General features: G+C 61.3%; 22 protein-coding genes. 10 read left to right on the top strand and 12 right to left on the bottom strand.

The window, feature by feature from the left end:
- Positions 1 to 3: 3 nt before the first annotated feature.
- Genes BMZ57_RS07805 through BMZ57_RS07795 form a run of 3 tightly spaced genes read right to left on the bottom strand, consistent with a single transcriptional unit; the run spans position 4 to position 2,204 of the window.
- A complete protein-coding gene (locus tag BMZ57_RS07805) occupies positions 4 to 330 on the bottom strand; it encodes a DUF3325 domain-containing protein (protein WP_021491827.1) in 327 nt (108 codons plus the stop codon).
- Positions 331 to 1,905, bottom strand: a complete 1,575-nt coding sequence (locus tag BMZ57_RS07800) for a PepSY-associated TM helix domain-containing protein (protein ID WP_069672375.1) — start codon at positions 1,903 to 1,905, stop codon at positions 331 to 333.
- The gene (locus BMZ57_RS07795) at positions 1,902 to 2,204 is read right to left on the bottom strand and encodes a DUF3649 domain-containing protein (RefSeq protein WP_010212901.1); all 303 of its coding nucleotides are present in this window, start codon (positions 2,202 to 2,204) and stop codon (positions 1,902 to 1,904) included. The genes BMZ57_RS07800 and BMZ57_RS07795 overlap by 4 nt, the downstream gene beginning before the upstream one ends.
- A gap of 170 nt (positions 2,205 to 2,374) precedes the next feature.
- On the opposite strand from BMZ57_RS07795, the gene BMZ57_RS07790 reads away from it, so the two are divergent.
- From BMZ57_RS07790 to fecA, 3 genes are all read left to right on the top strand, one after another.
- A complete protein-coding gene (locus BMZ57_RS07790; protein ID WP_010212902.1) occupies positions 2,375 to 2,863 on the top strand; it encodes a sigma-70 family RNA polymerase sigma factor in 489 nt (162 codons plus the stop codon).
- A complete protein-coding gene (locus tag BMZ57_RS07785) occupies positions 2,860 to 3,801 on the top strand; it encodes a FecR domain-containing protein (protein WP_010212903.1) in 942 nt (313 codons plus the stop codon). The genes BMZ57_RS07790 and BMZ57_RS07785 overlap by 4 nt, the downstream gene beginning before the upstream one ends.
- Positions 3,802 to 3,892: 91 nt before the next feature.
- A complete protein-coding gene (gene fecA / locus BMZ57_RS07780; protein WP_069672376.1) occupies positions 3,893 to 6,229 on the top strand; it encodes a TonB-dependent Fe(3+) dicitrate receptor FecA in 2,337 nt (778 codons plus the stop codon).
- 65 nt (positions 6,230 to 6,294) lie between these two features.
- Here fecA and BMZ57_RS07775 read toward each other — a convergent pair whose 3' ends face one another.
- Both BMZ57_RS07775 and BMZ57_RS07770 read right to left on the bottom strand, forming a co-directional pair.
- Positions 6,295 to 6,705 (bottom strand): HPF/RaiA family ribosome-associated protein, encoded by a 411-nt coding sequence (locus BMZ57_RS07775; protein ID WP_010212906.1) that lies wholly within the window; start codon positions 6,703 to 6,705, stop codon positions 6,295 to 6,297.
- 212 nt (positions 6,706 to 6,917) lie between these two features.
- Positions 6,918 to 7,865, bottom strand: coding sequence for a LysR substrate-binding domain-containing protein (locus BMZ57_RS07770; RefSeq protein WP_010212907.1), 948 nt, complete (start codon positions 7,863 to 7,865; stop codon positions 6,918 to 6,920).
- 137 nt (positions 7,866 to 8,002) lie between these two features.
- Between BMZ57_RS07770 and BMZ57_RS07765 the strand changes: the two genes are divergently transcribed.
- The 3 genes from BMZ57_RS07765 to BMZ57_RS07755 all read left to right on the top strand — a co-directional run bounded on the left by BMZ57_RS07765 (position 8,003) and on the right by BMZ57_RS07755 (position 11,319).
- Positions 8,003 to 9,379, top strand: coding sequence for an L-serine ammonia-lyase (locus BMZ57_RS07765; RefSeq protein ID WP_045791283.1), 1,377 nt, complete (start codon positions 8,003 to 8,005; stop codon positions 9,377 to 9,379).
- Positions 9,380 to 9,440: 61 nt separating this feature from the next.
- On the top strand, positions 9,441 to 10,727 hold the full coding sequence (locus BMZ57_RS07760) for a serine/threonine transporter (RefSeq protein ID WP_010212910.1): 1,287 nt from the start codon (positions 9,441 to 9,443) through the stop codon (positions 10,725 to 10,727).
- Between the two features lie 277 nt (positions 10,728 to 11,004).
- Entirely contained in the window at positions 11,005 to 11,319 is a 315-nt protein-coding gene (locus BMZ57_RS07755; protein ID WP_010212911.1) for a DUF3509 domain-containing protein, read from the top strand.
- Here BMZ57_RS07755 and BMZ57_RS07750 read toward each other — a convergent pair.
- Entirely contained in the window at positions 11,316 to 11,804 is a 489-nt protein-coding gene (locus tag BMZ57_RS07750) for a phosphate-starvation-inducible protein PsiE (RefSeq protein ID WP_045791285.1), read from the bottom strand. The genes BMZ57_RS07755 and BMZ57_RS07750 overlap by 4 nt on opposite strands.
- 274 nt (positions 11,805 to 12,078) lie before the next feature.
- On the opposite strand from BMZ57_RS07750, the gene BMZ57_RS07745 reads away from it, so the two are divergent.
- Positions 12,079 to 12,339 (top strand): YebG family protein, encoded by a 261-nt coding sequence (locus BMZ57_RS07745; protein ID WP_010212914.1) that lies wholly within the window; start codon positions 12,079 to 12,081, stop codon positions 12,337 to 12,339.
- A gap of 89 nt (positions 12,340 to 12,428) precedes the next feature.
- Here BMZ57_RS07745 and BMZ57_RS07740 read toward each other — a convergent pair whose 3' ends face one another.
- A complete protein-coding gene (locus tag BMZ57_RS07740) occupies positions 12,429 to 13,142 on the bottom strand; it encodes a dienelactone hydrolase family protein (RefSeq protein ID WP_021491833.1) in 714 nt (237 codons plus the stop codon).
- Between the two features lie 247 nt (positions 13,143 to 13,389).
- Here BMZ57_RS07740 and BMZ57_RS07735 point away from each other — a divergent pair, with 247 nt between their 5' ends.
- Positions 13,390 to 14,697, top strand: a complete 1,308-nt coding sequence (locus BMZ57_RS07735) for an acetamidase/formamidase family protein (protein ID WP_010212917.1) — start codon at positions 13,390 to 13,392, stop codon at positions 14,695 to 14,697.
- An 8-nt stretch (positions 14,698 to 14,705) separates the two neighbouring features.
- Here BMZ57_RS07735 and BMZ57_RS07730 read toward each other — a convergent pair whose 3' ends face one another.
- Complete coding sequence (locus tag BMZ57_RS07730; RefSeq protein WP_069672377.1) at positions 14,706 to 15,725, bottom strand: Glu/Leu/Phe/Val dehydrogenase family protein; 1,020 nt, start codon at positions 15,723 to 15,725, stop codon at positions 14,706 to 14,708.
- A 187-nt stretch (positions 15,726 to 15,912) separates the two neighbouring features.
- On the opposite strand from BMZ57_RS07730, the gene BMZ57_RS07725 reads away from it, so the two are divergent.
- Positions 15,913 to 16,716, top strand: a complete 804-nt coding sequence (locus tag BMZ57_RS07725; protein WP_021491835.1) for a SirB1 family protein — start codon at positions 15,913 to 15,915, stop codon at positions 16,714 to 16,716.
- Here the strand turns inward: BMZ57_RS07725 and BMZ57_RS07720 are convergent.
- The 4 genes from BMZ57_RS07720 to hmgA are packed head-to-tail and all read right to left on the bottom strand — an operon-like array spanning position 16,713 to position 21,347.
- Positions 16,713 to 18,080: an MFS transporter gene (locus tag BMZ57_RS07720; RefSeq protein ID WP_021491836.1), complete on the bottom strand. Its 1,368-nt coding sequence runs from the start codon at positions 18,078 to 18,080 to the stop codon at positions 16,713 to 16,715. The genes BMZ57_RS07725 and BMZ57_RS07720 overlap by 4 nt on opposite strands.
- A 39-nt stretch (positions 18,081 to 18,119) precedes the next feature.
- Positions 18,120 to 18,761, bottom strand: a complete 642-nt coding sequence (maiA, locus tag BMZ57_RS07715; RefSeq protein ID WP_069672378.1) for a maleylacetoacetate isomerase — start codon at positions 18,759 to 18,761, stop codon at positions 18,120 to 18,122.
- 12 nt (positions 18,762 to 18,773) lie between these two features.
- The gene (gene fahA / locus BMZ57_RS07710) at positions 18,774 to 20,060 is read right to left on the bottom strand and encodes a fumarylacetoacetase (RefSeq protein WP_044286673.1); all 1,287 of its coding nucleotides are present in this window, start codon (positions 20,058 to 20,060) and stop codon (positions 18,774 to 18,776) included.
- 3 nt (positions 20,061 to 20,063) lie between these two features.
- The gene (gene hmgA, locus BMZ57_RS07705; protein WP_044286672.1) at positions 20,064 to 21,347 is read right to left on the bottom strand and encodes a homogentisate 1,2-dioxygenase; all 1,284 of its coding nucleotides are present in this window, start codon (positions 21,345 to 21,347) and stop codon (positions 20,064 to 20,066) included.
- A 120-nt stretch (positions 21,348 to 21,467) separates the two neighbouring features.
- Between hmgA and BMZ57_RS07700 the strand changes: the two genes are divergently transcribed.
- A complete protein-coding gene (locus tag BMZ57_RS07700) occupies positions 21,468 to 22,247 on the top strand; it encodes an IclR family transcriptional regulator (protein ID WP_010212925.1) in 780 nt (259 codons plus the stop codon).

Here is a 22,247-nt window from a genome sequence, read left to right as displayed (position 1 = left end):
GGCTCAGAGGGTGGCGAAGGCTGCAACAGGGCTGGCGAGCAGGCCGACGCCCGCCAGGATCAAGGCCAGCCGTGGCCGATACGGCAACAACAGCACCAGCAGCAATGCGCTGAGCATCAGCACGGCGCACCACTCCACCAGGCCCTGGCCCCATCCGGCGACGTCCACCGCCGGCCAGATCGACACCACCAGCAGCATCCAACCGATCACACGCAAGCCCAGGCGTCGACGGGGCGAGGGTTTGCGGCGCAGTAACTCGCCGTGGTGACGGTCGGTGGACAGGCAGAGTGCGGTGAATCCGGCATAGCACATCAGCAGTGCGAGGAGCATTCAGTTGGCCTCCTGCTTCAGCGTCAATGGGCGTGCGCGCGCAGCCTTGGTCGCAGGCGCGGTGCGATGCTGCATCTTCCAGGCGGCCCACGCGAGGAACACACCGCTGGCCAGACACGTCAGGTCGAAACCCGCCATGGCCCAGTCGCCGGTTCTCAACGAAACACCGAGGTGGTGCGACGTCGTCAAGGCGTTGAGCAATGGAATGGCGCTAAACAGCAGCGCGCCAACGCTCAGTTGCTCGACCCAGCCCGGACGGCCTCGGCGCAGGACCGCATGCAACAGGCTCAGGCCCCAGGCGATGAAGAAGGTCTGCACTTCCCAGTCGGAACGCTCGGCGAAACTGACCGGCAACAACCGGTTAGCCCAGAAAAACGCCGCGATGGCGATCATCAACCCGGACATGCTGGCGATGTTCAGGACTTCCACCAAGCGTAATTCAAAAGGCATTGCGGCCGCTTTGGCATGTTTGAGCTGGCGCTTGCCGAGCCAGATCACCAGACCGGTGCCGATCATCGCCGTGCCCGCCAGGCCGCAGATAAAGTACAACCAGCGCAGCACCGGCCCGGCGAAATGCCCCATGTGCAGGCCATAGAACGTGCCGCCGATGGCAGCAGGAAGCGACTGCCCGCCACTGACCCGCAACAGCTCGCCGGTGGTGCCGTTGAAGGACACGGTGCTGCCGAAGTCATGCACCACGCTGTCGGAACCCGCACGGAACACATTGACCGAGGCGTTCACATCACTGGGGTTGTTCACGGCGACGCGCCCCACGTGGCCACCGTCCCATTGCGCCCGTGCTTGCTCGTACATCGGCGTCAGCGGCAGCAATGTGCCTGGCTGGCCCAGTGCTGGCGCGTTGTTGGTATTCGGAAACACTTCGCTGAAAAAGGCCCGGGTGTCATTGCCATAGGAAGCAATGATCGGGGCCGGCATCACCATGCTCATGAAGATCACCAGACTGCTGTAGGTAATCATCAGGTGGAAGGGCAATACCAGCACCCCCACCGCGTTATGCCCGTCGAGCCAGGAACGCTGGCCCTTGCGGGGGCGGAAGGTGAAGAAGTCCTTGAAGATTTTCTTGTGGGTGATGATGCCGGTGATCAAGGCGACGAACATCACCATCGCGGCGATGGTCGAGAGCCAGCGGCCCCAGGGATGGGGCATTTGCAGCTGGAAGTGGAACCGATAGAAGAATTCGCCGCCCATGCTTTCACGGGCTTCCACGGCCTGGCCCGTGACAGGGTCGAGGGTTTTCTGGATGAAGTTGCCGCGTTTGCCAGGGTCGACCTTGTCTTGCCACATCACCGACAGGCCGGGGTCGCGGCTGTCCGGCAGGGTGATGAACCAACGCGCAGCGGTCGGCGCGACCTGCTGCAAATAGGTCTGGGCGGCCGTCAGGCTGCGTGCATCGTCCAGGGCACGGGCCTGCACTTCAGGCTGCATCCAATGGCTGATCTCATCCTTGAAATACGCCAAGGTGCCTGTCAGGAAAATCGCAAACAGCAGCCAGCCAAAGATCAGGCCCGCCCAAGTGTGCAACCAGGCCATGGCCTGGCGGAAACCCTCTTTCATGTGCGCGCCATCCAGAAGCCCACACCTGCCAGGGTGGCAAATGCCGCGCTCGGTAACATCACGCCAAACCAGGCGCGCGCGGCGCTGCGGCAGGCGAAACACCAGAGCACGGCGAGCAGGTAGAACACGAACGAACTCATCATCCCGGTGATCACGGCATCAGCGCGGGAAGTGGGTATCCACAGCGCCAGGCAGATACTGGCCAGGGAGGCCATCAGATAACCGCCCACCACGGCAGCCAGCACGCGCGAGGTGACGGCGAGACGATAGGAGACGGGCAGCGAGGTTTTGCTTTTCATGCGGGAGGCGCCAGGTTCATCAGGTCGCAATATTAATGATAAATATTCTCATAAGCAAAACAGAACGGATGAAAGACCTGTCCCGACGGATTGCCGAAGCCAGTCTCCGCCCCTACAATGCGAACAATTCTTGTTCTCTAAAGCATGGCGATGCTTGTGGAGTGTCCGCGTTGAGCCCGCCCAATACCGTCGAAGTGTTGTACAACGACCATCACCACTGGCTCACCGGCTGGTTGCGACGCAAGCTCGGCTGCCCGGAAAGCGCCGCCGACCTGGCCCAGGACACCTTCATGCGCGTGCTCACTGCGCGGGAAGCACCCACGCTGATCGAGCCCCGTGCGTTCCTCACCACGGTCGCCAAGCGCGTACTGTTCAACTTCTACCGCCGCCAGGACCTTGAGCGCGCCTACCTCGACGCCTTGGCGCAGATGCCCGAGCACGTGGCACCGTCGGAAGAAGAACGCGCAATCATCCTGCAAACCCTGGTCGAACTGGACCAACTGCTCGATGGCCTGCCCGTCCAGGTCAAGCGTGCGTTCCTGCTGGCCCAATGCGATGGCCTGACCTACGCGCAAATCGGCGCTGAACTGGGTATTTCCATTGCCACCGTCAAACGCCACCTGAGCAAAGCGGCCATGCGCTGCTACTTCGCCCTATGAACTTCTCCACTCAAGTCGCCGAACAAGCCGTGCATTGGCTGGTGGAAATGCAGCACGGCGCGCTGAACCCACGCCAGCAAGCCGCCTGGCAGCAATGGTTGAACGCCCACAGCGAACACCAGCGCGCCTGGGACCACATGCAACGCGTCAACCAGCGCCTGCGCGGCATGCCCTCGCCACTGGCCCATGCGGCGTTGAATGCACCAACCTCCACCAGCCGTCGCCAGGCGTTGAAACTGCTGTTGATACTCGGCGCCGGTTCCGCTGCCGCCTGGAGCCTTCGCCAGCAACATATCCTGCCGCCACTGACCGCCGACTACCGCAGCCCCGTTGGCCAGCGACGCAAGGTGCAATTGGCCGACGGCAGCCAGTTGCAGCTCAATACCGGCAGCGCGGTGGATGTGCATTTCGATGGCCGACAACGGCTGATCCGCCTGCTTGAAGGCGAGATACTGCTCACCGGCCACGCAGCCGGTACGCCGCTGCAGGTGCTGACCGGCCAGGGGTTGCTCACCAGCCAGGCGGCACGCATGAACGTGCGCCAGTTCAACGACCATACCCAACTGGCGGTCTTGGACGGTCGCGTCGAGGTGATGCCCACTACATACAGCGGCCTGCCGCTGGCGGTCGACGCCACGCGCCAAGTCAATTTTACGCGCAAAGGCTGGGACACTCCGCGCCCCACCGACGCCAACAGCGGCGCCTGGGCGGACGGCATGCTGGTCGCCGCGCACATGCGCCTGGAAGATTTCCTTGGCGAACTGGGCCGTTATCGTCGTGGCCAGGTCAATTGCGATCCGCAGGTGGCCAACTTGTTGATCTCCGGCAGCTACCCTCTGGACGACAGCGAACGCATTCTCGACCTGCTGGAAGTCAGCCTGCCCGTGAAAGTGCGGCGCTTTACGCGGTATTGGGTGACGGTGCAGGCACGCGCCTGAAATTTATTTCAAAAACACTGAGCCGTTTTCCACCCCTCGCGTGACAGAGAAGGAAAGCCACCTTGATCCTTCCTTCTCAGGACCGCTCTTCATGCCCCAGCAACCGACGCTTCTTGCCCGCACTCTGCGCCAACTCCTACTCGGCGCCAGCTTGAGTCTTACGGCACTTCCCCCTGTGATGGCGGCCGATGCCAAGCCGTATCACATCGCCCCGACGTCGCTGGAAGCTGCGCTGAACCAGTTTGGGCTCGAAGCGGGCGTGCTGATTTCGTTCGGTTCAGAAGTCACGGCGGGCATGCAGAGCCGCGGTTTGTCCGGTAATTACGGCGCCGCGGACGGCCTGCAAAAGCTGCTGGAAGGCACCGGCCTGCAAGCCCGCGCCGAAGGCGACAATGCCTACAGCCTGCAACCGGCCACGGCACCGGCCAGTATCGAATTGGGCACGTCCAGCGTCGTCGGCGACTGGCTGGGTGACGCGGCGCAAACCCATGTGTTCGAACACCCCGGCGCCCGCGATGTGATCCGCCGTGAAGAGTTTGAACGCCAGGGCGCGACCCAAGCCAAGGACGTGCTCAACCGCATTCCCGGCGTAAATGCCCCGGACAACAACGGCACCGGCAGCCACGACATGGCATTGAACTTCGGCATTCGTGGCCTCAACCCGCGCCTGGCATCGCGCTCCACGGTGCTGATGGATGGCATTCCGGTGCCGTTCGCGCCCTACGGCCAGCCGCAGCTTTCCTTTGCGCCGATCAGCATGGGCAATATGGACGCGGTCGACGTGGTGCGCGGCGGCGGTGCGGTGCGCTACGGCCCGCAGAACGTCGGTGGTGTGGTCAACTTCGTGACCCGTGCGATCCCGGATGCCCCCACGGTCAAAGGCGGCTTGCAGACCGAAACCAGCCCGTCCTCCAGCCACGACGGCTTCAAGACCACCGGCAACCTGCTGGCCGGCGGCACCGCCGACAATGGTTTGGGTGGCGCGATTCTGTACTCCGGAACCCGTGGTGGTGACTGGCGCGAGAACAGCAACACGCGCATCGACGACCTGATCCTCAAGGGCAAATACCAACTGGATGACGCCAACAGCTTTAACGCCATGGCGCAGTACTACGAAGGCCAGGCCGATATGCCGGGTGGCTTGAACGTCGCGGACTACAAGGCGGACCCCTACCAGTCCACCCGCCCCTACGACAAATTCTGGGGCCGCCGTACGATGTTCAACGTCGGCTATCGCTATGAGCAGGACCGCCGTGAATTCACTGTGAACAGTTTCTTCACCAAGACCTTGCGCAGCGGTTACCTGGACCAGGGCACGTTCCTCTCGTTGTCCCCGCGTGAATACTGGGTGCGTGGCATCGAGACCCGCTTCGCCCAAGGCTTTGACCTGGGCCCGACCAGCCACGAAGTGGGCGTCGGCTACCGATACATCAACGAGGCCGGCCACGAGCTGCGTTACCGCACGCCGATTGCCGCCAACCAGCAGATCCCCACTACCAACAGCCGCAACGACCGCGACACCCGTGGCGGCACCGAGGCCAATGCCTTCTTCGTCGATGACCGGATCGATATCGGCAAGTGGACCATCACCCCGGGCATTCGCTACGAGATTATCGAGTCGCAGCAGACGAACAACCTGACCAACGTCAAATACAAGGGCGACTACAACACCGCGCTGCCGGCGCTGAATGTGCTCTACCACCTCACCGACAACTGGAACCTCTACGCCAACACCGAAGGTTCGTTCGGCAGCGTGCAGTACAGCCAGATGCCGAACCGCGTGACCAGCGGCGAAGTGAAACCGGAAAAAGCCCGTACCTGGGAATTGGGTACCCGCTACGACGACGGCACCTTGCGTGCGGAAATCGGCGCGTTCCTGATCAACTTCGACAACCAATACGAAAGCAACCAGACCAATGACTCGGTCATTGCCCGTGGCGAAACCCGTCACCAGGGGATCGAGACCAGCATCAATTACGCGCTTGATGGTTTGAGCCCGGCGCTGGCGGGGTTCGATGTGTATGCCACGTACGCCTACGTCGACGCCACCATTCGCGAAGACGGCCCGAACAAAGGCAACCGCGTGCCCTTCTCCTCCAAACACAAAGGCACCCTCGGCGTGGGCTACACCGAAGGCCGCTGGAAGCTCAACCTGGACAGCAGCTACCAGAGCAGCCAGTTCGCCGACAACGCCAACACCGAGAAGGAAACCGCCGACGGCGCCAACGGACGCATCCCTGGCTACATGCTGTTCAGCAGCCGTGCGGCCTATGACTTCGGCCCGCAGCTGTCGGACCTGAATGTGGCAGTGGGTGTGAAAAACATCTTCAACACCCAATACTTCACCCGCTCGTTCGACGATAACAACAAGGGCAAATACGTAGGCGAACCACGCACGGTCTACGTGCAGACCTCTATCGCGTTCTAACGCCGCCCAGAACGAAAACGGGCCTGCATATGCAGGCCCGTTTTTAGTGGAGCGTGATAAATCTATCAGCCGTTGAACACAGCGCGTTCTTTTTCCAGAAACTCCTGCTCAAGCTCGTCTTCGTTGACTTTGGTGGTCGGCTGGTTTTTCCCGGCAGCGCGTGGCTTGCCTTGCAGTTTACCAAACAGATGTTCCAACGCATGTTCCAGCTTGGTGGCCGCACCGTCGATCGCCTGTTCCAGGGTATCGGCTTTGTGCAGCACGGACAGCGGTTGATGGCCTTTTGGCCGCGCTTCCAGGCGGCAACTTAAATCGTGGGGACCGGGCTTATCGCCGTTCTCATCCCGCAGGTAGACCTCAACTCGGGTCAGGTCTTCTTCGTAACGTTCGAGCGTGCTCTCAATGGTAGTACGTACCCACTCCTCCAGTCGGATGCTGCTTTCAATATGGTTATCGCTATTGACTTGGATTTGCATAGTTCTTCCCTTATTTCAGCTAGCTCGCGAGAGGTCACAACTGCAACACCGGGTCGGTGAAACCATGACCTCTTAACTACACAATTGAGCAGTCAGCAGAACAATTCAACCCCTTTGCAAAGATAAATCCCACATTACAAATTAAGTCTGACTACGAGCAAAAACACTGTTAGGGTGGGGAGTTAGTTACATCTTCTTACGCGCTGCGAACCTCATAATTGCCCCTCTCCCAACGGGTGCAATCCCCGGAAAATCCCCGCTTCTTCAACCAGCCAATCATGCACCGCGCGTACGCCCGGATGGCTCAGTGCGCCTGGGGCATACAGCAACACGTAACGCTTGTAGTTAGGCACGGCAAGCCCGAAGGGTACGATCAAGGTGCCACGCTCCAGCTCATCGTTGAGCAAGGTGCGTCGCGCAATGGCCACGCCCATACCGGCGATGGCGGCTTCGATGGTCAGGTGGTTGCGGTTGAAGGTGTGACCGCGTCGCACGTCGGCGTGGTGATAGCCGATAGCATTCAGGTAAAACTCCCATTCGGCGTACTCATAACTCCCACGCCAGGCGGTGATGTCGTGCAGCAACGGAAAATGCACCAGGTCGGCGGGACCATGCAGCGGCGGTCTGCCGCGCAGCAGGCTCGGGGCACAGACGGGGAAAATCTGCTCGTCCAACAGGGCTGTGGATAACAAGCCAGGGTAGCTGCCGTCGTTCAAGTCGATGGCCAGGTCGAAGTCGCCCTCATGCAGGGCGATGCTGCTGTCTTCAGCGACCATGCGCAGCTGGATATCCGGAAAGCGCTGCTGCAAACGCGGCAGGCGCGGGGTCAGCCACTTACCGAGAAACGACGGGATCGAGCGCAGGCGCAAGGTGCCGCTGATCATCCCTGCATCCAGGCGCTGCAACTCCGCGTCGATGCTGCCGTAGGCCTCGCCCACCGTGGCCGCCAACCGCTGCCCCTCGGCACTCAGCTCCACCCCACGCGCGCGCCGATGAAACAAGCGGAAACCCAATCGCTCCTCCAACTGGCGAATCTGCTGGCTCACCGCACCCGGTGTGATGTGCAGTTCCTCGGCACAGCGGGTGAACGACAAATGCCGCGCAGCACAGGAAAAAACGTGCAACCAGACATAAGTCTGGCCATGGAGGGGCCGGGTCATAGCGTTTAGTCCTGCTAAAGAGTGTCTTAGGATAATTCGTTGGTCAGTGCCGTTCCAGAGGCTCAGTATCACGCCAATTCCGCTCGCTCTACAAAACATGGCAGCGATTCCTACTCCATTGCTTGTAAGGCTTTAGCATGGCTATCAGTGTTTTCGATCTATTCAAAGTGGGCATCGGCCCTTCCAGCTCCCACACTGTCGGCCCGATGCGGGCGGCGGCAACCTTTGCCCAGGCCCTGATCGATCAACAATTACTGAGCCAGACTCGTCGTGTGGAAGTGCGCCTGTATGGCTCACTGTCCGCTACCGGTGTCGGCCATGCCACCGACCGTGCCTGCGTGATGGGCCTGATGGGCGAATGGCCGGACCGGGTCGACCCCACCTCGATCAATGCACGCATCCAGCAACTGCGCGAATCCGGCCGACTCTTGCTCGCTGGCCTGCAGGACATTGCCTTCAACTGGCAACAGGATCTCCGACTACTGGACGAAAGCCTGCCCTACCACCCCAACGCCATGTCCCTGCACGCCTACGGCGAAAACGGCCTGCTGAGCGAGCAGACGTATTACTCGGTGGGCGGCGGTTTCATCATCGAAGCGGCGGAAGCGGCCTCGGGCATTGCGCCGACCAGCGATGTGGAATTGCCCTACGACTTTTCCAGCGCCGTAGAACTGCTGGCGTTGTGCAACAAGCACGGCTTGCGGGTTTCCGAGCTGATGATGGCCAACGAACGCGCCTGGCGCAGCGACGCCGACATTCGCAGTGGCTTGCTGCATATCTGGTCGGTAATGCGTGAATGCGTGGAACAGGGCCTGCGCGATGAAGGCATCTTGCCAGGTGGCCTGGACGTGCCTCGACGCGCGGCGAAACTGCACCGCAGCCTGCTGGAAATCGGCAAGCCGAATGTCATCACCTCGACCTTGTCGGCCATGGAGTGGGTCAACCTGTTCGCCCTCGCCGTCAACGAGGAAAACGCCGCCGGTGGGCGCATGGTCACCGCACCAACCAATGGCGCTGCGGGCATCATCCCCGCTGTGCTGCATTACTACATGAAGTTCAACGCCGAGGCGTCCGACGACGACGTGGTGAATTTCTTCCTGGCTGCCGCTGCTGTCGGCATCCTCTGCAAGAAAAACGCCTCGATCTCCGGCGCCGAAGTCGGCTGCCAGGGCGAGGTGGGCTCTGCCTGCGCCATGGCCGCGGCCGGCTTGGCCGATGTCCTCGGCGCCACCCCCGAGCAACTGGAAAACGCCGCCGAAATCGGCCTGGAGCACAACCTCGGCCTCACCTGCGACCCGGTCGGCGGCCTGGTGCAAGTGCCCTGCATCGAGCGCAATGCCATCGCGGCGGTCAAGGCAATCAACGCCACGCAAATGGCCCTGCGCGGTGACGGCAAACACTTCATTTCTCTCGACCGGGTGATCCGCACCATGCGTGATACCGGCGCCGATATGCATGACAAATACAAAGAAACTTCACGGGGCGGCCTGGCGGTCAGCTGGGTGGAGTGCTGATCGGAGCATCTCTACCCGCCCCAACGTGAGCCCGCGCAAAAATAATAACGAGGCAATACCGATGACCGATGTACGTACACCTGCTGCTGAAAATCCCGCTGCCACAACAACCGTGACCACCGGCTGGACCCAATACGACACCACCTGGATGCTGGGCCTCTACGGCACCGCCATCGGTGCCGGCACCCTGTTCCTGCCGATCAACGCCGGCGTCGGCGGCTTCTGGCCGCTGATCGTGCTGGCACTGCTGGCCTTCCCGATGACCTTCTTCGCCCACCGTGGGCTGACGCGCTTTGTGTTGTCGGGCAAATCCGGCGACATCACCGAAGTGGTCGAAGAGCACTTTGGCGTCGGTGCGGGCAAGCTGATCACCCTGCTGTATTTCTTCGCCATTTTCCCGATCCTGCTGGTGTACAGCGTGGCGCTGACCAACACCCTGGGCAGTTTCATGGAACACCAACTGCACATGACCCCACCGCCTCGGGCGATTCTGTCGCTGGTGCTGATTCTTGGCCTGATGGCCATCGTGCGCTGCGGCCAGGGCGTGATCGTCAAGGCCATGAGCGTGTTGGTGTACCCGTTCGTCGCGTCCCTGCTGTTGCTGGCGTTCAGCCTGATTCCCAACTGGAACGGCGCATTCTTCGCCTCCGCCGGTGATGGCATGCCCATGCCACTGTTCTTCAAGACCCTGTGGCTGGCAATTCCGGTGATGGTATTTTCCTTCAACCACTCGCCGATCATCTCCGCGTTCGCCGTCGACCAGAAACGCGTGTACGGCGCGCAGGCCGAGCGCAAAAGCAGCGGCATCCTGGCCACGGCCCACGGCATGATGGTGCTGACCGTGATGTTCTTCTGCTTCAGCTGCGTACTGGCACTGTCGCCGGCCGACCTGGCAGCCGCCAAGGCCCAGAACATCTCGATCCTGTCTTACCTCGCCAACCACTTCCAGACGCCAGTGATCGCCTACGCCGCACCGCTGATCGCGCTGGTGGCCATTACTAAATCCTTTCTCGGCCACTACATAGGCGCCAGCGAAGGTTTCCAGGGCTTGATCGTCAAATCCCTACGGGGGCGCAATCGCTCGATGTCGGCCAAATGGCTGGAGCGTTGCACCGCGCTGTTCATGGTGCTGACCTGCTGGGCCGTCGCCACCTTCAACCCGAGCATCCTGCGCATGATTGAAACCATGGGCGGGCCGATCATCGCGTGCCTGTTGTTCCTGATGCCGATGTACGCGATTCGCCGCGTGCCATCTCTGCGCAAGTACTCGGGCCAGGTCTCCAACGTATTTGTGGTGGTGATTGGATTGATTGCGCTGTCTGCGATCGTTTTTTCCGTCCTGCCCTGAAACAGATCACTGACCGAAACGACAATACCGAACAAATGTGGGAGCGGGCTTGCTCGCGAACGCGGTGTATCAGCTAATGAATACTCGGCTGAAGGACCGCATTCGCGAGCAAGCCCGCTCCCACATTGGCCCCTTACCGCCTGAAAGATCTCTATACGGCACGGCCCTTGCTGTACAGCTTATGAGGGAAACGGAATTTGGCCGATGGTCAGGAGACGCGAACTAATCCCGACACCGGTCGTCAATGACTGCATGTTCTTATTAGGCGGTACGCACCATGGACAATCCTTTTCAGATCATCACCGACACATTCACTCCAGAATATCGCGTCAACCTGAGCATCCAACGCTTGGACGGCAGCATCATGCTGACCCTCTCCAACGAACAAGGCGTGGTGGCCAAGCGGATGATCAGCGCCGAACAGCGCAATGACCCAAAGCGGCTAAAACGCCTGGTGCAAAGCATCCAGTTCGGCATCGCCATCGAACAGGGCCACAGCGCCATGGAGATCCTGGCGATGATGACGGATGGCGATCACAAAGTCCTACAGCGACCGCCGACCCGCGCCCTGCCGTTCAGCGTCGGGCTTTAAAGCTCGCCCTTCTCGGTCTCCAGGCTCGCCTCGCCCTTGCGACGCGGGCCTTCGACCTTCACCGATGGGAAGGCTGACGACGCGTAACGCACGACCAGAATCGCAAACGCCAACAGCAGAATCCCACCGCACAAGTAGATGATTCCCACATCAGGTGGGTTGTGGTGAGACACGTTGGAGATCAGCAGACGCGTCAGCGCGGTGATCGCCACGTAGATCAGGAAGCGCACCGGCATGTGGTTGGTCTTGAAATAAATCCCGACCATAGCGCCCAGTTCCAGGTAGATGAACAGCAACAAGATGTCATCGATCTTGATGTGCCCTTTCTCCAGCATCCCCAGAAACTCCATCACCGCCGCCCAGGCCGTCACCGCACCAATGGCGAACAGCGCCAGGTAGTGAAACGACTCGACAAACAGATTGCCCAGTGACTCGGCCAGCCCGTGTACTTGCTGGCGCAGCCTTTCGGCCCAATTGATCTTCACGATGATGCTTCCTTAGGTCGACTCGACCGGATAATGCGGGTTAGACGTGACGGTTGTTCTGCATGCAGAAAAAAGGCCAGGGGCAGGTATAAGATGATGGCGGGGTGACATGAGGCACTCCAAACCTGTATTTACGGGCTACATTAAAAAACTGCTACCCAAACCCGAGGGTTTGGCTTACTCTTTTTACTGTATATAAATACAGCACTCTAGCGACACCCGAACACAAGGGCTACTCCCCTTCACTACTGCACCCTGATGACGAGGCCAAAAAATGGCTGTTGAAACCCTGTATCGCAGTACCCGCGACTTGGAGACTACATTCGTGGACCGCAAACTTGCCGACGCACACGACCAGATGCTCGAACTGGCAGAGTCCCTGATGGAAGTCCTGTTGAAAAACGTGGAAGGCTTGACTGAAAAGCAGGCAGAAGACGCCGGTATTTTCATGGCCAAGAACCGCGCCGCCTTTGCAGCAGCGTTCAAGAACAACGCCAGCGCCCTGGCCGAGATCGGGCAGCCAGAGGCAGAGTAAGGAGGCCGGCCCGCCTCCGTTGATTCAGGGTGAACCAACAGGTTCAGGCAGACCGGCAACTGATCGTTTTACCGAAGGCTATTTGCGCCTTACGCCTGCCACAGGGTTTTACCGAAGAAGGTCAACGTGCGGTCCCACGCCAGTTGCGACCATGCGGCGTCGTATTGCGTGTCGGGGATACGGCCGTTGCCGATCGCTGTTTCGTTGGCAAAGGCATGGCGCGCCAGGTAACGGTAGAAGGTCGCGTCCACACCTGCCGCGTGCAGCGTTGACTCCAGCTCCGCGACGGTTTCGATGTTGAAAAAAGCATCCTGTGTGCCCCAATGGCCAATCAGCGGTGCTTTGATTTTTGCCGCATCCAGATATTCAAGCGGTGGGAAGCCATACCAGACCACACCCGCAGCCAGCTCCGGAATTGCATTGAGCGCCAACAGCGTCAACGCCCCGCCCATGCAGTAGCCGGTCACGCCCACTTTTTGCGAGTCGGCCTGCAGATAGCGCACCGCACCCTTGATGTCCTGGGATACCGCATCGCCAAAATCCAGGCTGTCCATCAGGTGATGGGCTTCTTCCTCTTCCACGGTCGAGGCGCCGCGATAAAGGTCCGGCACCAGCACCCGGTAACCGCACTCGGCCAGGCGGATGGCCACGCCCTTGATCTGCTCGTTCAGCCCCCACCACTCTTGAATCAATACGATGGCCGGCGCCCCTTCCAGCACAGCCGGGCTGGCCAGATAGCCATTGACCTCGGCGCCGTCCGGACGCTTGAACGTTACGGAATGGGCTGTTGCTTGATTGGACATGAATATTCTCCGCAGCAAGTAGGAAAACGATAGCTGAGCAAGCACCTCAAAGCGCCAGCCCACAGAACCCTATCAGGATTTTTGCAGTTACAAACCCTCCTCTCCCATCGTTATGTACCACTGTGTATTAGCGCACCCGCGCGACATATTCGGGATACAAAACACCGGTCTACTGGGCCTGCCTGAACCTTCCCTGATCAATAAGCCGTGACCGAAGGTTCAATCACATAGGACCCGGAGAATAAAAATGCACCACTCAGCACCGGTTGATCGCCTGATCGTCAACACCTACACCAATGGCCTCATCGGCCCCAGCCAGAAGATGCTCGGCCCGCTCGCCGATGGCGGCACGCTTATCACCGGTACTCCGCCGGGGTGTTGGGGCCCAATGATCACGCCCGCATTTGAGGGTGGTCATGAGGTGACTCAACCCGTATTCATCGCCGGCGCAGAGGTTGGTGACGCCGTGGCCCTGAAGATCAAACGCATGCGCGTGACGTCTCTGGCCACTTCGTCAGGTGTCATGCGTTTTGTTGAGGGGCGTTATCATGGCGATCCCTTTGTCGCCAAGTTCTGTTCCAACTGTGGGCAGGAGCATCCCGCCAGCCATGTCGACGGCATCGGCGCCGACGCCATTCGTTGCAACGCCTGCGGGGCGGAGGTCAGCGCATTTCGTTTCAGCCATGGCTACGTCATCGTGTTCGATGCCGAGCATCAGCTGAGCCTGACCGTGAACCAGTTGGTAGCCGACCGCCTCGCCGGCCAGGCACCGGATATGGCGGCGTTGCCGGAGATGTCCGCCCAGCATTCGATTCTGTCCCTGGCCCGCGCCGATATCCCCGGCCTTGCCGCGCACATGCGGCCGTTCCTGGGCAATATTGGCACCACGCCTTCACGGGATCTGCCGGATTCCCACAACTGTGCCGACTTCGGCCAGTACCTGGTCGGCGCGCCCCATCGCTACGGCATGACCCATGACCAACTGCATGCCGCGAAAACCGACGGGCACATGGACACCAACTCGGTACGTGAAGGTTGCGTGCTGATTTGCCCGGTGAGAGTCCCCGGCGCCGGGGTTTACATGGGCGATATGCACGCCCAGCAAGGCAACGGCGAAATTGCCGGGCATGCCACCGATGTATCGGGTGAAACCGAACTGACCGCCCATGTGATCAAGGGGTTGGCACTCGACGGCCCGATCCTGCTGCAGAACCTTGATGACCTGCCGCCCATGGCTCGTCCGATGACTGCCGAGCAACGGTTGCATGTCAAGGCATTGGGCGAGCGCTGGGGGCAGTTCGAGATAGAAGACAACGGACCCATTACGTTTATCGGCAGTGGCGCCGACCTCAACTTAGCGACGGAAAACGGCCTGGAGCGCGCAGCGGCCGTCACGGGCCTGTCGATGGATGAGGTGCGCAACCGCGCAACGCTTAACGGCTCGATTGAAATCAGTCGGCTACCGGGGACCGTCCGCGTCACGCTCCTGTGTCCGATGCACATTCTGGATCGCATGGGGGTCGGCTCACTGGTGCGTGAGAAGTATCAACTCTGACCGGTGTATCAGCGGTACAGCAAACGCTCGGCCAGCTCATCCGCCACCCGTGCGGGTGAGCGTTTTTCCGCCTGGGCGTGAGCGAAGATCTCGGTGAGGCGCGTGCCGATGTTGGACAGGTGCGCGGTAATCGTTGGCAGTTCCGCTCCGCCGTGCTTGAGCGCGACGTAGATCAGGCCGCCGGAGTTGATCACGTAGTCGGGGGCGTAGAGGATGCCGCGGCCTTCCAGTTGGTCGGCCACTTGCAGGTTGGTCAGTTGCGCACTGGCGGAACCGGCCACGGCGGCGCAGCGCAACTGGCCAACGCTCTGACGGTTGAGCACGGCGCCCAGGCCGCAGGGCGCGAGGATATCGCACGGCGTGCTCAGCAACGCGTCGTTGGCGATGGGGTGCGCGCCCAACTGCTCCATGGCCAGTTGCACCTTGCCATGATCGATGTCGCTCACCAGCAGTTCCGCGCCGGCGGCGTGCAGCTGTTCAGCCAGGGCGTAACCGACATTGCCCAGCCCCTGAACCGCCACGCGCAGGCCTTCGAGGTTGTCGCTGCCCAGGCGCGCCATGGCGGTGGTGCGGATGCCGGCGAACACGCCCATTGCCGCATGGGGCGAAGGATCGCCTGCGGCAGTGGTGCTGGTGACGTAGCGGGTTTGTTGGGCGATGCAATCCATGTCGGCCACCGAGGTGCCACTGTCGGTGGCGGTGACGTAGCGGCCGTCGAGTTGCTCGATGCAACGGCCGAAGGCTTCAAACAGGGCCGCACGGTTTTCCACGTGGCCAGGGCGCAGGATCACGGCGGTGCCACCGCCTACCGGCAAACCGGCCAGGGCCGCCTTGTAGCTCATGCCTTGGGCCAGGCGCGCGGCATCGGCCACGGCACTTTCGTCGTCGGGGTAGGAAAGATAGCGACAGCCACCCAGGGCCGGGCCCAGGCGACTGCTATGGATGGCGATGACCGCCTTCAGCCCGGTGACCGGGTCGACGCTCAAGTGCAGCGATTCAAGGCGGGTGCTGTGCATGAGAGCAAACATCGTCAAGCTCCCGAATCACTTCTGGTAGTGGGCCAAGTATAGGCTTGCGGCAGAAAACTGCCGGACCACGCTGGAATAAGACGCCCGTTTTCGCAGAACTTGCGACATAAGCGAGCAGGATATTCTTTAAGCCACTGGACGAAAATTCCCAGCAAGGCTAAAACGGGGGCATACGCCGGAGAATGCAATGAATCCCCGCAAAGCCTTTTTCGCCTGCCTGGAACGCTCCCCACCTGCGCTGTTTGAAGCGGCGTTGTGGATTGCTGCCGAGCATGACCCGGCCGTACAACCCTCGCAGACCCTGCAGGAACTGACCTTGCTGCAACAACAGGTGAGCCAGGGCATGCCCCTGTTGCCGGCGGATGAACTCGGCCAGCCGCTGTTGCGACGTCTGAATGACCTGGGGTTTGCCCAGGATGAATTCACCCCTTTGCGCCCCGCCGCCGCCCTGCTGGACAAAGTCTTGCAGCGCAAACGTGGGCAACCCCTGGCTATGGGCCTGATCGCCCTTGAGCTGGCGCGCCGCCTGGAAATCCCCATGGTCGGCGTGAATTTCCCCGGCCATTTCCTGCTGCGGGTACCCGGCGCCGATCACCTGCTGGATCCCTGCGGCGGTCGGCGGTTGTACCCCAACGATTGCCGCGACCTGTTGCAGCGCCAATACGGCCCCAACCTCAAGCTGCAGGCCGATCACCTGCACACCGCCGATCCACGTTCGATCCTGCAACGGTTGTCACGCAACCTGCGACAACTGCACCTTTCCAACGACATTCCACTCCAGGCCCTGATCGACGCCGAACGCGTGCTGGAACTGGGCAATGCCAGCGCCGCCGATTACCTTGCACGGGCGAGCCTGTATCAGCGCCTCGACTGCCCCAACGCCGAACGCTTCGACCTGGAACATGCGCTGATGCTCAGCGAAGACCCGATCCAGCGCCTGCGCCTGACCGAGCGCCTGGGGCACCTGCCGCCCAATTCAGTGGTGCATTAGGCCTGTGGCGCCTTGAGGGTATCCCCAGCCAACGGGCTCTTCGAACCTTCAGCTTCGGGCGAACGCACCTGAATGATCAACAGAGCCGCGATCACCGCCGGGATCGCGCAGAAAAAGAAAATCTGCTGCACCGGGATATGCATTGCCAGCAACAGGCTGCCAAACAACGGCCCCAGGATTGAACCAAAACGCCCCACTCCCAGCGCCCACCCCGTACCGGTGGCACGTACATGAGCGGGGTAGAAGTTACTGGCGAAGGCATTGAGGGTCAGTTGACCACCGATGATGCAAAAACCGGCCGCAACGACACAGGCCACCAAGTAGCGCGGGTTGTCATGGTTCAGGCCGAGCAGAAGCGTGCACACCGCTGCGGCGGCCAGTACGCCGGACAACAGCCGCACTTTGCGTTTCAAGCGGTCGGCGAACCAGGCCATGGCGATGGCACCCAAAGTACCGGCGAACAGGAACATCGAGGTCACCAGGTTGGCCTCTTTCAACGCCAACCCACTCTCCAGCAGTAACGACGGAAGCCAACTGATCATGAAATACAGCAGGATCAGGCTGACAAAAAACGTCGACCAGATCAGCAGCGTCGGACGTGCGTAGCCATTGCGGAACAGTTCCACCACCGTCAGTTTGCTGCCCTGCTCCTGTTGGTTTTCGGCCTCGGTCGCCAGCGGCGGTTGCCAGCCCGGCAGCATGCGTGACGTCACGTTCTGCAACCGTGCATAGGGTGGTGCATCACGCAGCAAACGCGGCAATGATTCCGGCAGCAGCCATACCAGAAACGGGAACAACAGCAATGGCGTCACGCCACCCGCCAGAAACACCGCCTGCCACCCAAAGCCTTCGATAAACCCCGCCGCCACAAACCCGCCCGCCGCACCGCCGAACGAGAAGCCACACGCCGCCAGGGTCACCATCAAGGTACGCAGGCGCGGCGGCGAGTATTCCGACATCAACGCCATCGCACTCGGCATCGCGCCCCCCATACCGATGCCGCAGATAAACCGGGCGGCCATCAGTGTGGTCAGCGAGTTGGCGAACACCATCAACACGGTGAGGCTGGCGTAGATCAGCACACAGCCGAGCAGGATGCGCCGCACGCCGAACCGATCCGCCAGCGGCGTCACCAGCAACGACCCCAAGGTAAGCCCCAGCAGGTTGGCGCTGAAGACCGGGCCAAATGCAGCCTTTTCCAGCCCCCAGTCCTGGGCCAGCGCCGGCACCACGTAACCCAGCACTTGGGCGTCATAGCCGTCGGTCACCAGCAGCAGCGCCAGCAACAGGAGAATCAACCACTGATAGCGCGACACCGGACGGGCGTCGAGTGCCGCGCGAAAGCTGGCAAGCTGATTGTGCATCGCAAGTACCTGTTTTTTATTTTTATGGAACAGCAGGAATCAGGCAGCGGGTGTATCCGGCTGATTGGCGGGGTGTGCCCGCACAAATGCCGGGTGCTGGGCCGCCAACGCCGCCACCCGTCCAATGCGCGGGTAACTGGCCAACGGCACCTTGAAGCGCTCGGCCGCATACAGTTGCGGGATCAGGAACGTATCGGCCAACCCCGGCTGCTCGCCGAAGCAAAACCCTTGGTCGCCGATCAACTGTTCCACCGCGCCCAAGCCCTGGCTGATCCAATGCCCGATCCACTCCAACAGTTGCGCCTCGTCATGCCCCCATTGGCGCAGCAGACTCTGGGTGCTGGAGTTATGCAGCGGATGGATATCGCAGCCGATGATCGAGGCCACCGCACGCTCATGAGCGCGGGTCGCCAGGTCCCTGGAGAGCAGCGGCGCCTGTGGATAACGTTCGTCGAGGTACTCGATGATCGCCGGCGACTGAATCAACAGTTCGCCCTCCTCGGTACGCAAGGCCGGGACACGACCTTGCGGGTTGATCGCCAGGTACTCGGGCTGGCGATGGGCACCGCCCGCCGGCACCAGCAGGTTGACCGGCACGGCGGTGAAGTCCAGGCCCTTGAGCGCCAGGGCGATGCGCACCCGATACGACGAGGTGGAACGGTAGTAGGTGTAGAGTTCCATCGCCCTGCCCTCCTAGCGTGCCGCGATCACGGTGCCGCGGCATTCGCCGAAGCCGATGGAGGCGAAGCCTTCACGGTTGCAGCGCGCACGCAGGATGATTTCATCACCGTCTTCGAGGAACTTGCGCACCTCACCGGACGGTAATTCGACCGGCTTTTTACCGCCTTCGGTCATTTCCAGCAGGCTGCCGAACTGGCCGGCTTGCGGGCCGGACAAGGTGCCCGAACCAAACAGATCGCCCGCCTGCAATTGGCAACCGTTGACGCTGTGGTGCGCCACCAATTGCGCGACAGTCCAGTACATGTGCAGGCTGTTGCTCAGGGCCAGGCGATGGGCCGGCAGGTTCTGCTCGCGCATGGCGGCGGTGGTGAGCAGTACTTCCAGCTCGATATCCAGCGCACCTGCGGCCTGGTCACGTTTATCCAGCAGATACGACAGCGGCTGCGGGTCGCCTTCAGGGCGCGCCGGCTGCGCTTTGCGGAACGGTTCCAGGGCTTCGGCCGTCACCACCCAAGGCGAGATAGTGGTGATAAAGCTTTTCGACAGGAACGGCCCCAACGGCTGGTATTCCCAGGCCTGGATATCCCGTGCCGACCAGTCATTGAGCAAACAGAAACCGGCGATGTGATCGGCCGCATCGCCAATGGCAATCGAATCACCCATCTCATTGCCCTGGCCGATCCAGATGCCCAGCTCCAATTCGTAATCAAGGCGTGCGCACGGGCCGAAGGTCGGCTCGCTCTGGCCGGCCGGCAGGGTTTGGCCTTTGGGGCGGCGTACATCGGTGCCCGAGGTGCGAATAGTCGAAGCACGGCCGTGGTATCCAATCGGCACGTACTTGTAGTTGGGCAGCAGAGGATTGTCGGGGCGGAAGAGTTTGCCGACGTTTTGCGCGTGCTCGATGCCGACGTAGAAGTCGGTGTAGTCATTGATCCGCGCCGGAACGTGCATCTGGCAATCGGCAGCGCGATGCAGCACCTGCGCTTCACGGGTGTGCAACGTGCTGCCTTCGGCCAGCAACTCCAACAGACGCTCGCGCAAGGCCACGCGCGGGCCGCGGCCCAGTGCAAAAAACGCGTTCAGTTGGCCACCCGCGGTCGCTTCGACCGCACGGCGGGCTTCACCGTCAAACTCATCGATGGCGGCTTGCAGATCCAGGATCGAGTCGCCGATCGCCACGCCAGCACGCGGGGTCGAACCGTTGACGCTGAACACGCCCAACGGCAGGTTTTGCAGGGGAAAATCGGTGTGACCATTGGCGGAGGCCACCCAGCTGCGGGTAAGTGTAGGCTGAGTCATGGGTTATCTCCGGTTCGGGTTGAAGGTGGCGGGCAGCGAGGCCCAGCACGCGTCGTAAGTGTTTTGCAGTTGCGGGCAGTCCAGGGCGAACTGGGTGGGACGCAGCACTTGGCTGGTCTCAAACATGAAGGCCATGGTGTTATCGATCTTGTGCGGCGCCAGGTCCACGTTGATGGCCTTGGTGCAGGTCTCGCCGTCCGGGCCGTGGGCGCTCATACAGCTGTGCAGCGACGCGCCACCGGGCAGGAAGCCTTCGGCCTTGGCGTCGTAGGCCCCCTGGATCAGGCCCATGTATTCGTTCATCAGGTTGCGGTGGAACCACGGCGGACGGAAGGTGTTCTCAGCCACCATCCAACGTGGCGGGAAGATCACGAAGTCGAGGTTGGCCAGGCCGTGGGTGCTGGTAGGTGAGGTCAACACAGTGAAGATCGACGGATCCGGGTGGTCAAAGCTCACGGTGCCAAGGGTGTTGAAGCGGCGCAGATCGTATTTGTACGGCACGTTGTTGCCGTGCCAGGCGACCACGTTGAGTGGCGAATGGTCCAGCTCACAGGCCCAGAGTTCGCCGAGGAATTTCTGCACCAGCGTTGTTGGTTTTTTCACATCTTCGTAGTGGGCAACCGGCGTCAGGAAGTCGCGTGGATTGGCCAGGCCATTGCTGCCGATAGGGCCCAGGTCCGGCAGACGCAGCGGCGCACCATGGTTCTCGGCGACGTAACCGCGCGCTTGCGTATCCAGCAACTCGACGCGGAATTTCAGGCCACGAGGCAACACGACGATTTCCAGCGGCTCCACCTCCAGCACGCCAAGCTCGGTAGCAATACGCAGGCGACCCAGCTCCGGCACAATCAACAACTCGCCATCAGCGTTGAAGAACACACGCTCCATGGAACGGTTGGCGCGGTAGGTGTAGATGCTGATGCCTGAGGGCTTTTCTGCCCCTGAATTGGCGACCATTCCTACAAGCCCATCGATGAAGTCCGTCGGTTCGCTCGGCATATCCAACGGGTTCCAGCGCAAGCGATTAGGCGTTACCGCCCCCAACGGCCCCCCGGCCAGTTGCCGCTCAAGCTTGATGAATGCAGGGTGATTGGCCGACGGCTGAATGCGGTACAGCCAGGTCCGCCGGGCTTCACTGCGCACCATGGTGAACGCAGTGCCAGAGAACAGTTCGGTGTACAGCCCGTAGGGCGCTTTTTGCGGGGAGTTCTGGCCGATCGGCAGCGCGCCGGGCAAGGCTTCGCTGGCGAATTCATTGCCGAAGCCCGACAGGTATTCGAGGTTCATGGATCGTCCTCTACACGGAAGTTGTTTTTATCGTAATCCAGTTACGCATAACGTAATTTGATCACCATCGACCGTCAAGCTATAAAGACGCCCATTCATCTCTCGGATTCTCGCCCTTCCATGGAAAAGCCCCGCGACACCGGTAAACAGAAAGTCCGCTCGGCCGAAGTCGGCACCGATATCCTCAAGGCTCTGGCCGAACTGTCGCCGGCCACTTCGCTGTCACGCCTGGCCGAGCACGTGCAGATGCCGGCGAGCAAGGTGCACCGCTATTTACAGGCGCTGATCGCCTCGGGTTTTGCCGAACAGAACACCGCCACCAACCACTACGGCCTGGGCCGTGAAGCGTTGCGCGTGGGCTTGGCGGCGCTGGGCAGCATGGATGTGTTGAAAGTCGGCGCGATGCCCCTGGCGGAGCTGCGCGATGAACTGAATGAAACCTGCTTTTTAGCCGTGTGGGGCAACCAGGGCGCCACCGTCGTGCAGATTGAGCCGGCGGTGCGCGCGGTAACAGTGGTCACGCAATTGGGCTCGGTGCTGCCGCTGCTCAGCTCGTCCACCGGGCTGGTGTTCAGCGCTTACCTGCCGTCGCGGGAAACCGTGGAGCTGCGTGAGCGGGAAATCCAGGCCGGCATCGCTCATGCCCTGGCGGATGACCAGGCCTACGCCACCACCTGCGAGCAGATCCGCAGCCGTGGTCTGCACTTCGTGCACGGTCTGTTGATGCCCGGCGTCGATGCCCTGTCGGCGCCGGTGTTCAACGCCATCGGCCAAGTGGCGGCGGTGATGACCGTCGTTGGCCCCACCTCGTTGTTCCATGCCGACGAAGATGGCCCGGCGGCGCAGCACTTGCTGGCGGCGACCCGGGCCGTGAGTTGGCGCATGGGCTATCAGCCCTGA

Source organism: Pseudomonas simiae, from assembly GCF_900111895.1.
Lineage (GTDB): Bacteria > Pseudomonadota > Gammaproteobacteria > Pseudomonadales > Pseudomonadaceae > Aquipseudomonas > Aquipseudomonas simiae.
The sequence above is the reverse complement of the archived record's forward strand: the minus strand, read 5'-3'. Positions and strand labels throughout refer to the sequence as shown.

What these genes read in the sequence shown, in the direction of transcription:
- BMZ57_RS07770 (WP_010212907.1), bottom strand. Translation starts at nt 7,865, where the DNA reads ATGACCCGGCCCCTCCATGGCCAGACTTATGTCTGGTTGCACGTTTTT.
- fecA (WP_069672376.1), top strand. Translation starts at nt 3,893, where the DNA reads ATGCCCCAGCAACCGACGCTTCTTGCCCGCACTCTGCGCCAACTCCTA.
- BMZ57_RS07735 (WP_010212917.1), top strand. Translation starts at nt 13,390, where the DNA reads ATGCACCACTCAGCACCGGTTGATCGCCTGATCGTCAACACCTACACC.
- BMZ57_RS07725 (WP_021491835.1), top strand. Translation starts at nt 15,913, where the DNA reads ATGAATCCCCGCAAAGCCTTTTTCGCCTGCCTGGAACGCTCCCCACCT.
- BMZ57_RS07775 (WP_010212906.1), bottom strand. Translation starts at nt 6,705, where the DNA reads ATGCAAATCCAAGTCAATAGCGATAACCATATTGAAAGCAGCATCCGA.
- BMZ57_RS07795 (WP_010212901.1), bottom strand. Translation starts at nt 2,204, where the DNA reads ATGAAAAGCAAAACCTCGCTGCCCGTCTCCTATCGTCTCGCCGTCACC.
- BMZ57_RS07800 (WP_069672375.1), bottom strand. Translation starts at nt 1,905, where the DNA reads ATGAAAGAGGGTTTCCGCCAGGCCATGGCCTGGTTGCACACTTGGGCG.
- BMZ57_RS07785 (WP_010212903.1), top strand. Translation starts at nt 2,860, where the DNA reads ATGAACTTCTCCACTCAAGTCGCCGAACAAGCCGTGCATTGGCTGGTG.
- BMZ57_RS07720 (WP_021491836.1), bottom strand. Translation starts at nt 18,080, where the DNA reads ATGCACAATCAGCTTGCCAGCTTTCGCGCGGCACTCGACGCCCGTCCG.
- fahA (WP_044286673.1), bottom strand. Translation starts at nt 20,060, where the DNA reads ATGACTCAGCCTACACTTACCCGCAGCTGGGTGGCCTCCGCCAATGGT.
- BMZ57_RS07740 (WP_021491833.1), bottom strand. Translation starts at nt 13,142, where the DNA reads ATGTCCAATCAAGCAACAGCCCATTCCGTAACGTTCAAGCGTCCGGAC.
- BMZ57_RS07765 (WP_045791283.1), top strand. Translation starts at nt 8,003, where the DNA reads ATGGCTATCAGTGTTTTCGATCTATTCAAAGTGGGCATCGGCCCTTCC.
- hmgA (WP_044286672.1), bottom strand. Translation starts at nt 21,347, where the DNA reads ATGAACCTCGAATACCTGTCGGGCTTCGGCAATGAATTCGCCAGCGAA.
- maiA (WP_069672378.1), bottom strand. Translation starts at nt 18,761, where the DNA reads ATGGAACTCTACACCTACTACCGTTCCACCTCGTCGTATCGGGTGCGC.
- BMZ57_RS07805 (WP_021491827.1), bottom strand. Translation starts at nt 330, where the DNA reads ATGCTCCTCGCACTGCTGATGTGCTATGCCGGATTCACCGCACTCTGC.
- BMZ57_RS07755 (WP_010212911.1), top strand. Translation starts at nt 11,005, where the DNA reads ATGGACAATCCTTTTCAGATCATCACCGACACATTCACTCCAGAATAT.
- BMZ57_RS07760 (WP_010212910.1), top strand. Translation starts at nt 9,441, where the DNA reads ATGACCGATGTACGTACACCTGCTGCTGAAAATCCCGCTGCCACAACA.
- BMZ57_RS07745 (WP_010212914.1), top strand. Translation starts at nt 12,079, where the DNA reads ATGGCTGTTGAAACCCTGTATCGCAGTACCCGCGACTTGGAGACTACA.
- BMZ57_RS07700 (WP_010212925.1), top strand. Translation starts at nt 21,468, where the DNA reads ATGGAAAAGCCCCGCGACACCGGTAAACAGAAAGTCCGCTCGGCCGAA.
- BMZ57_RS07730 (WP_069672377.1), bottom strand. Translation starts at nt 15,725, where the DNA reads ATGTTTGCTCTCATGCACAGCACCCGCCTTGAATCGCTGCACTTGAGC.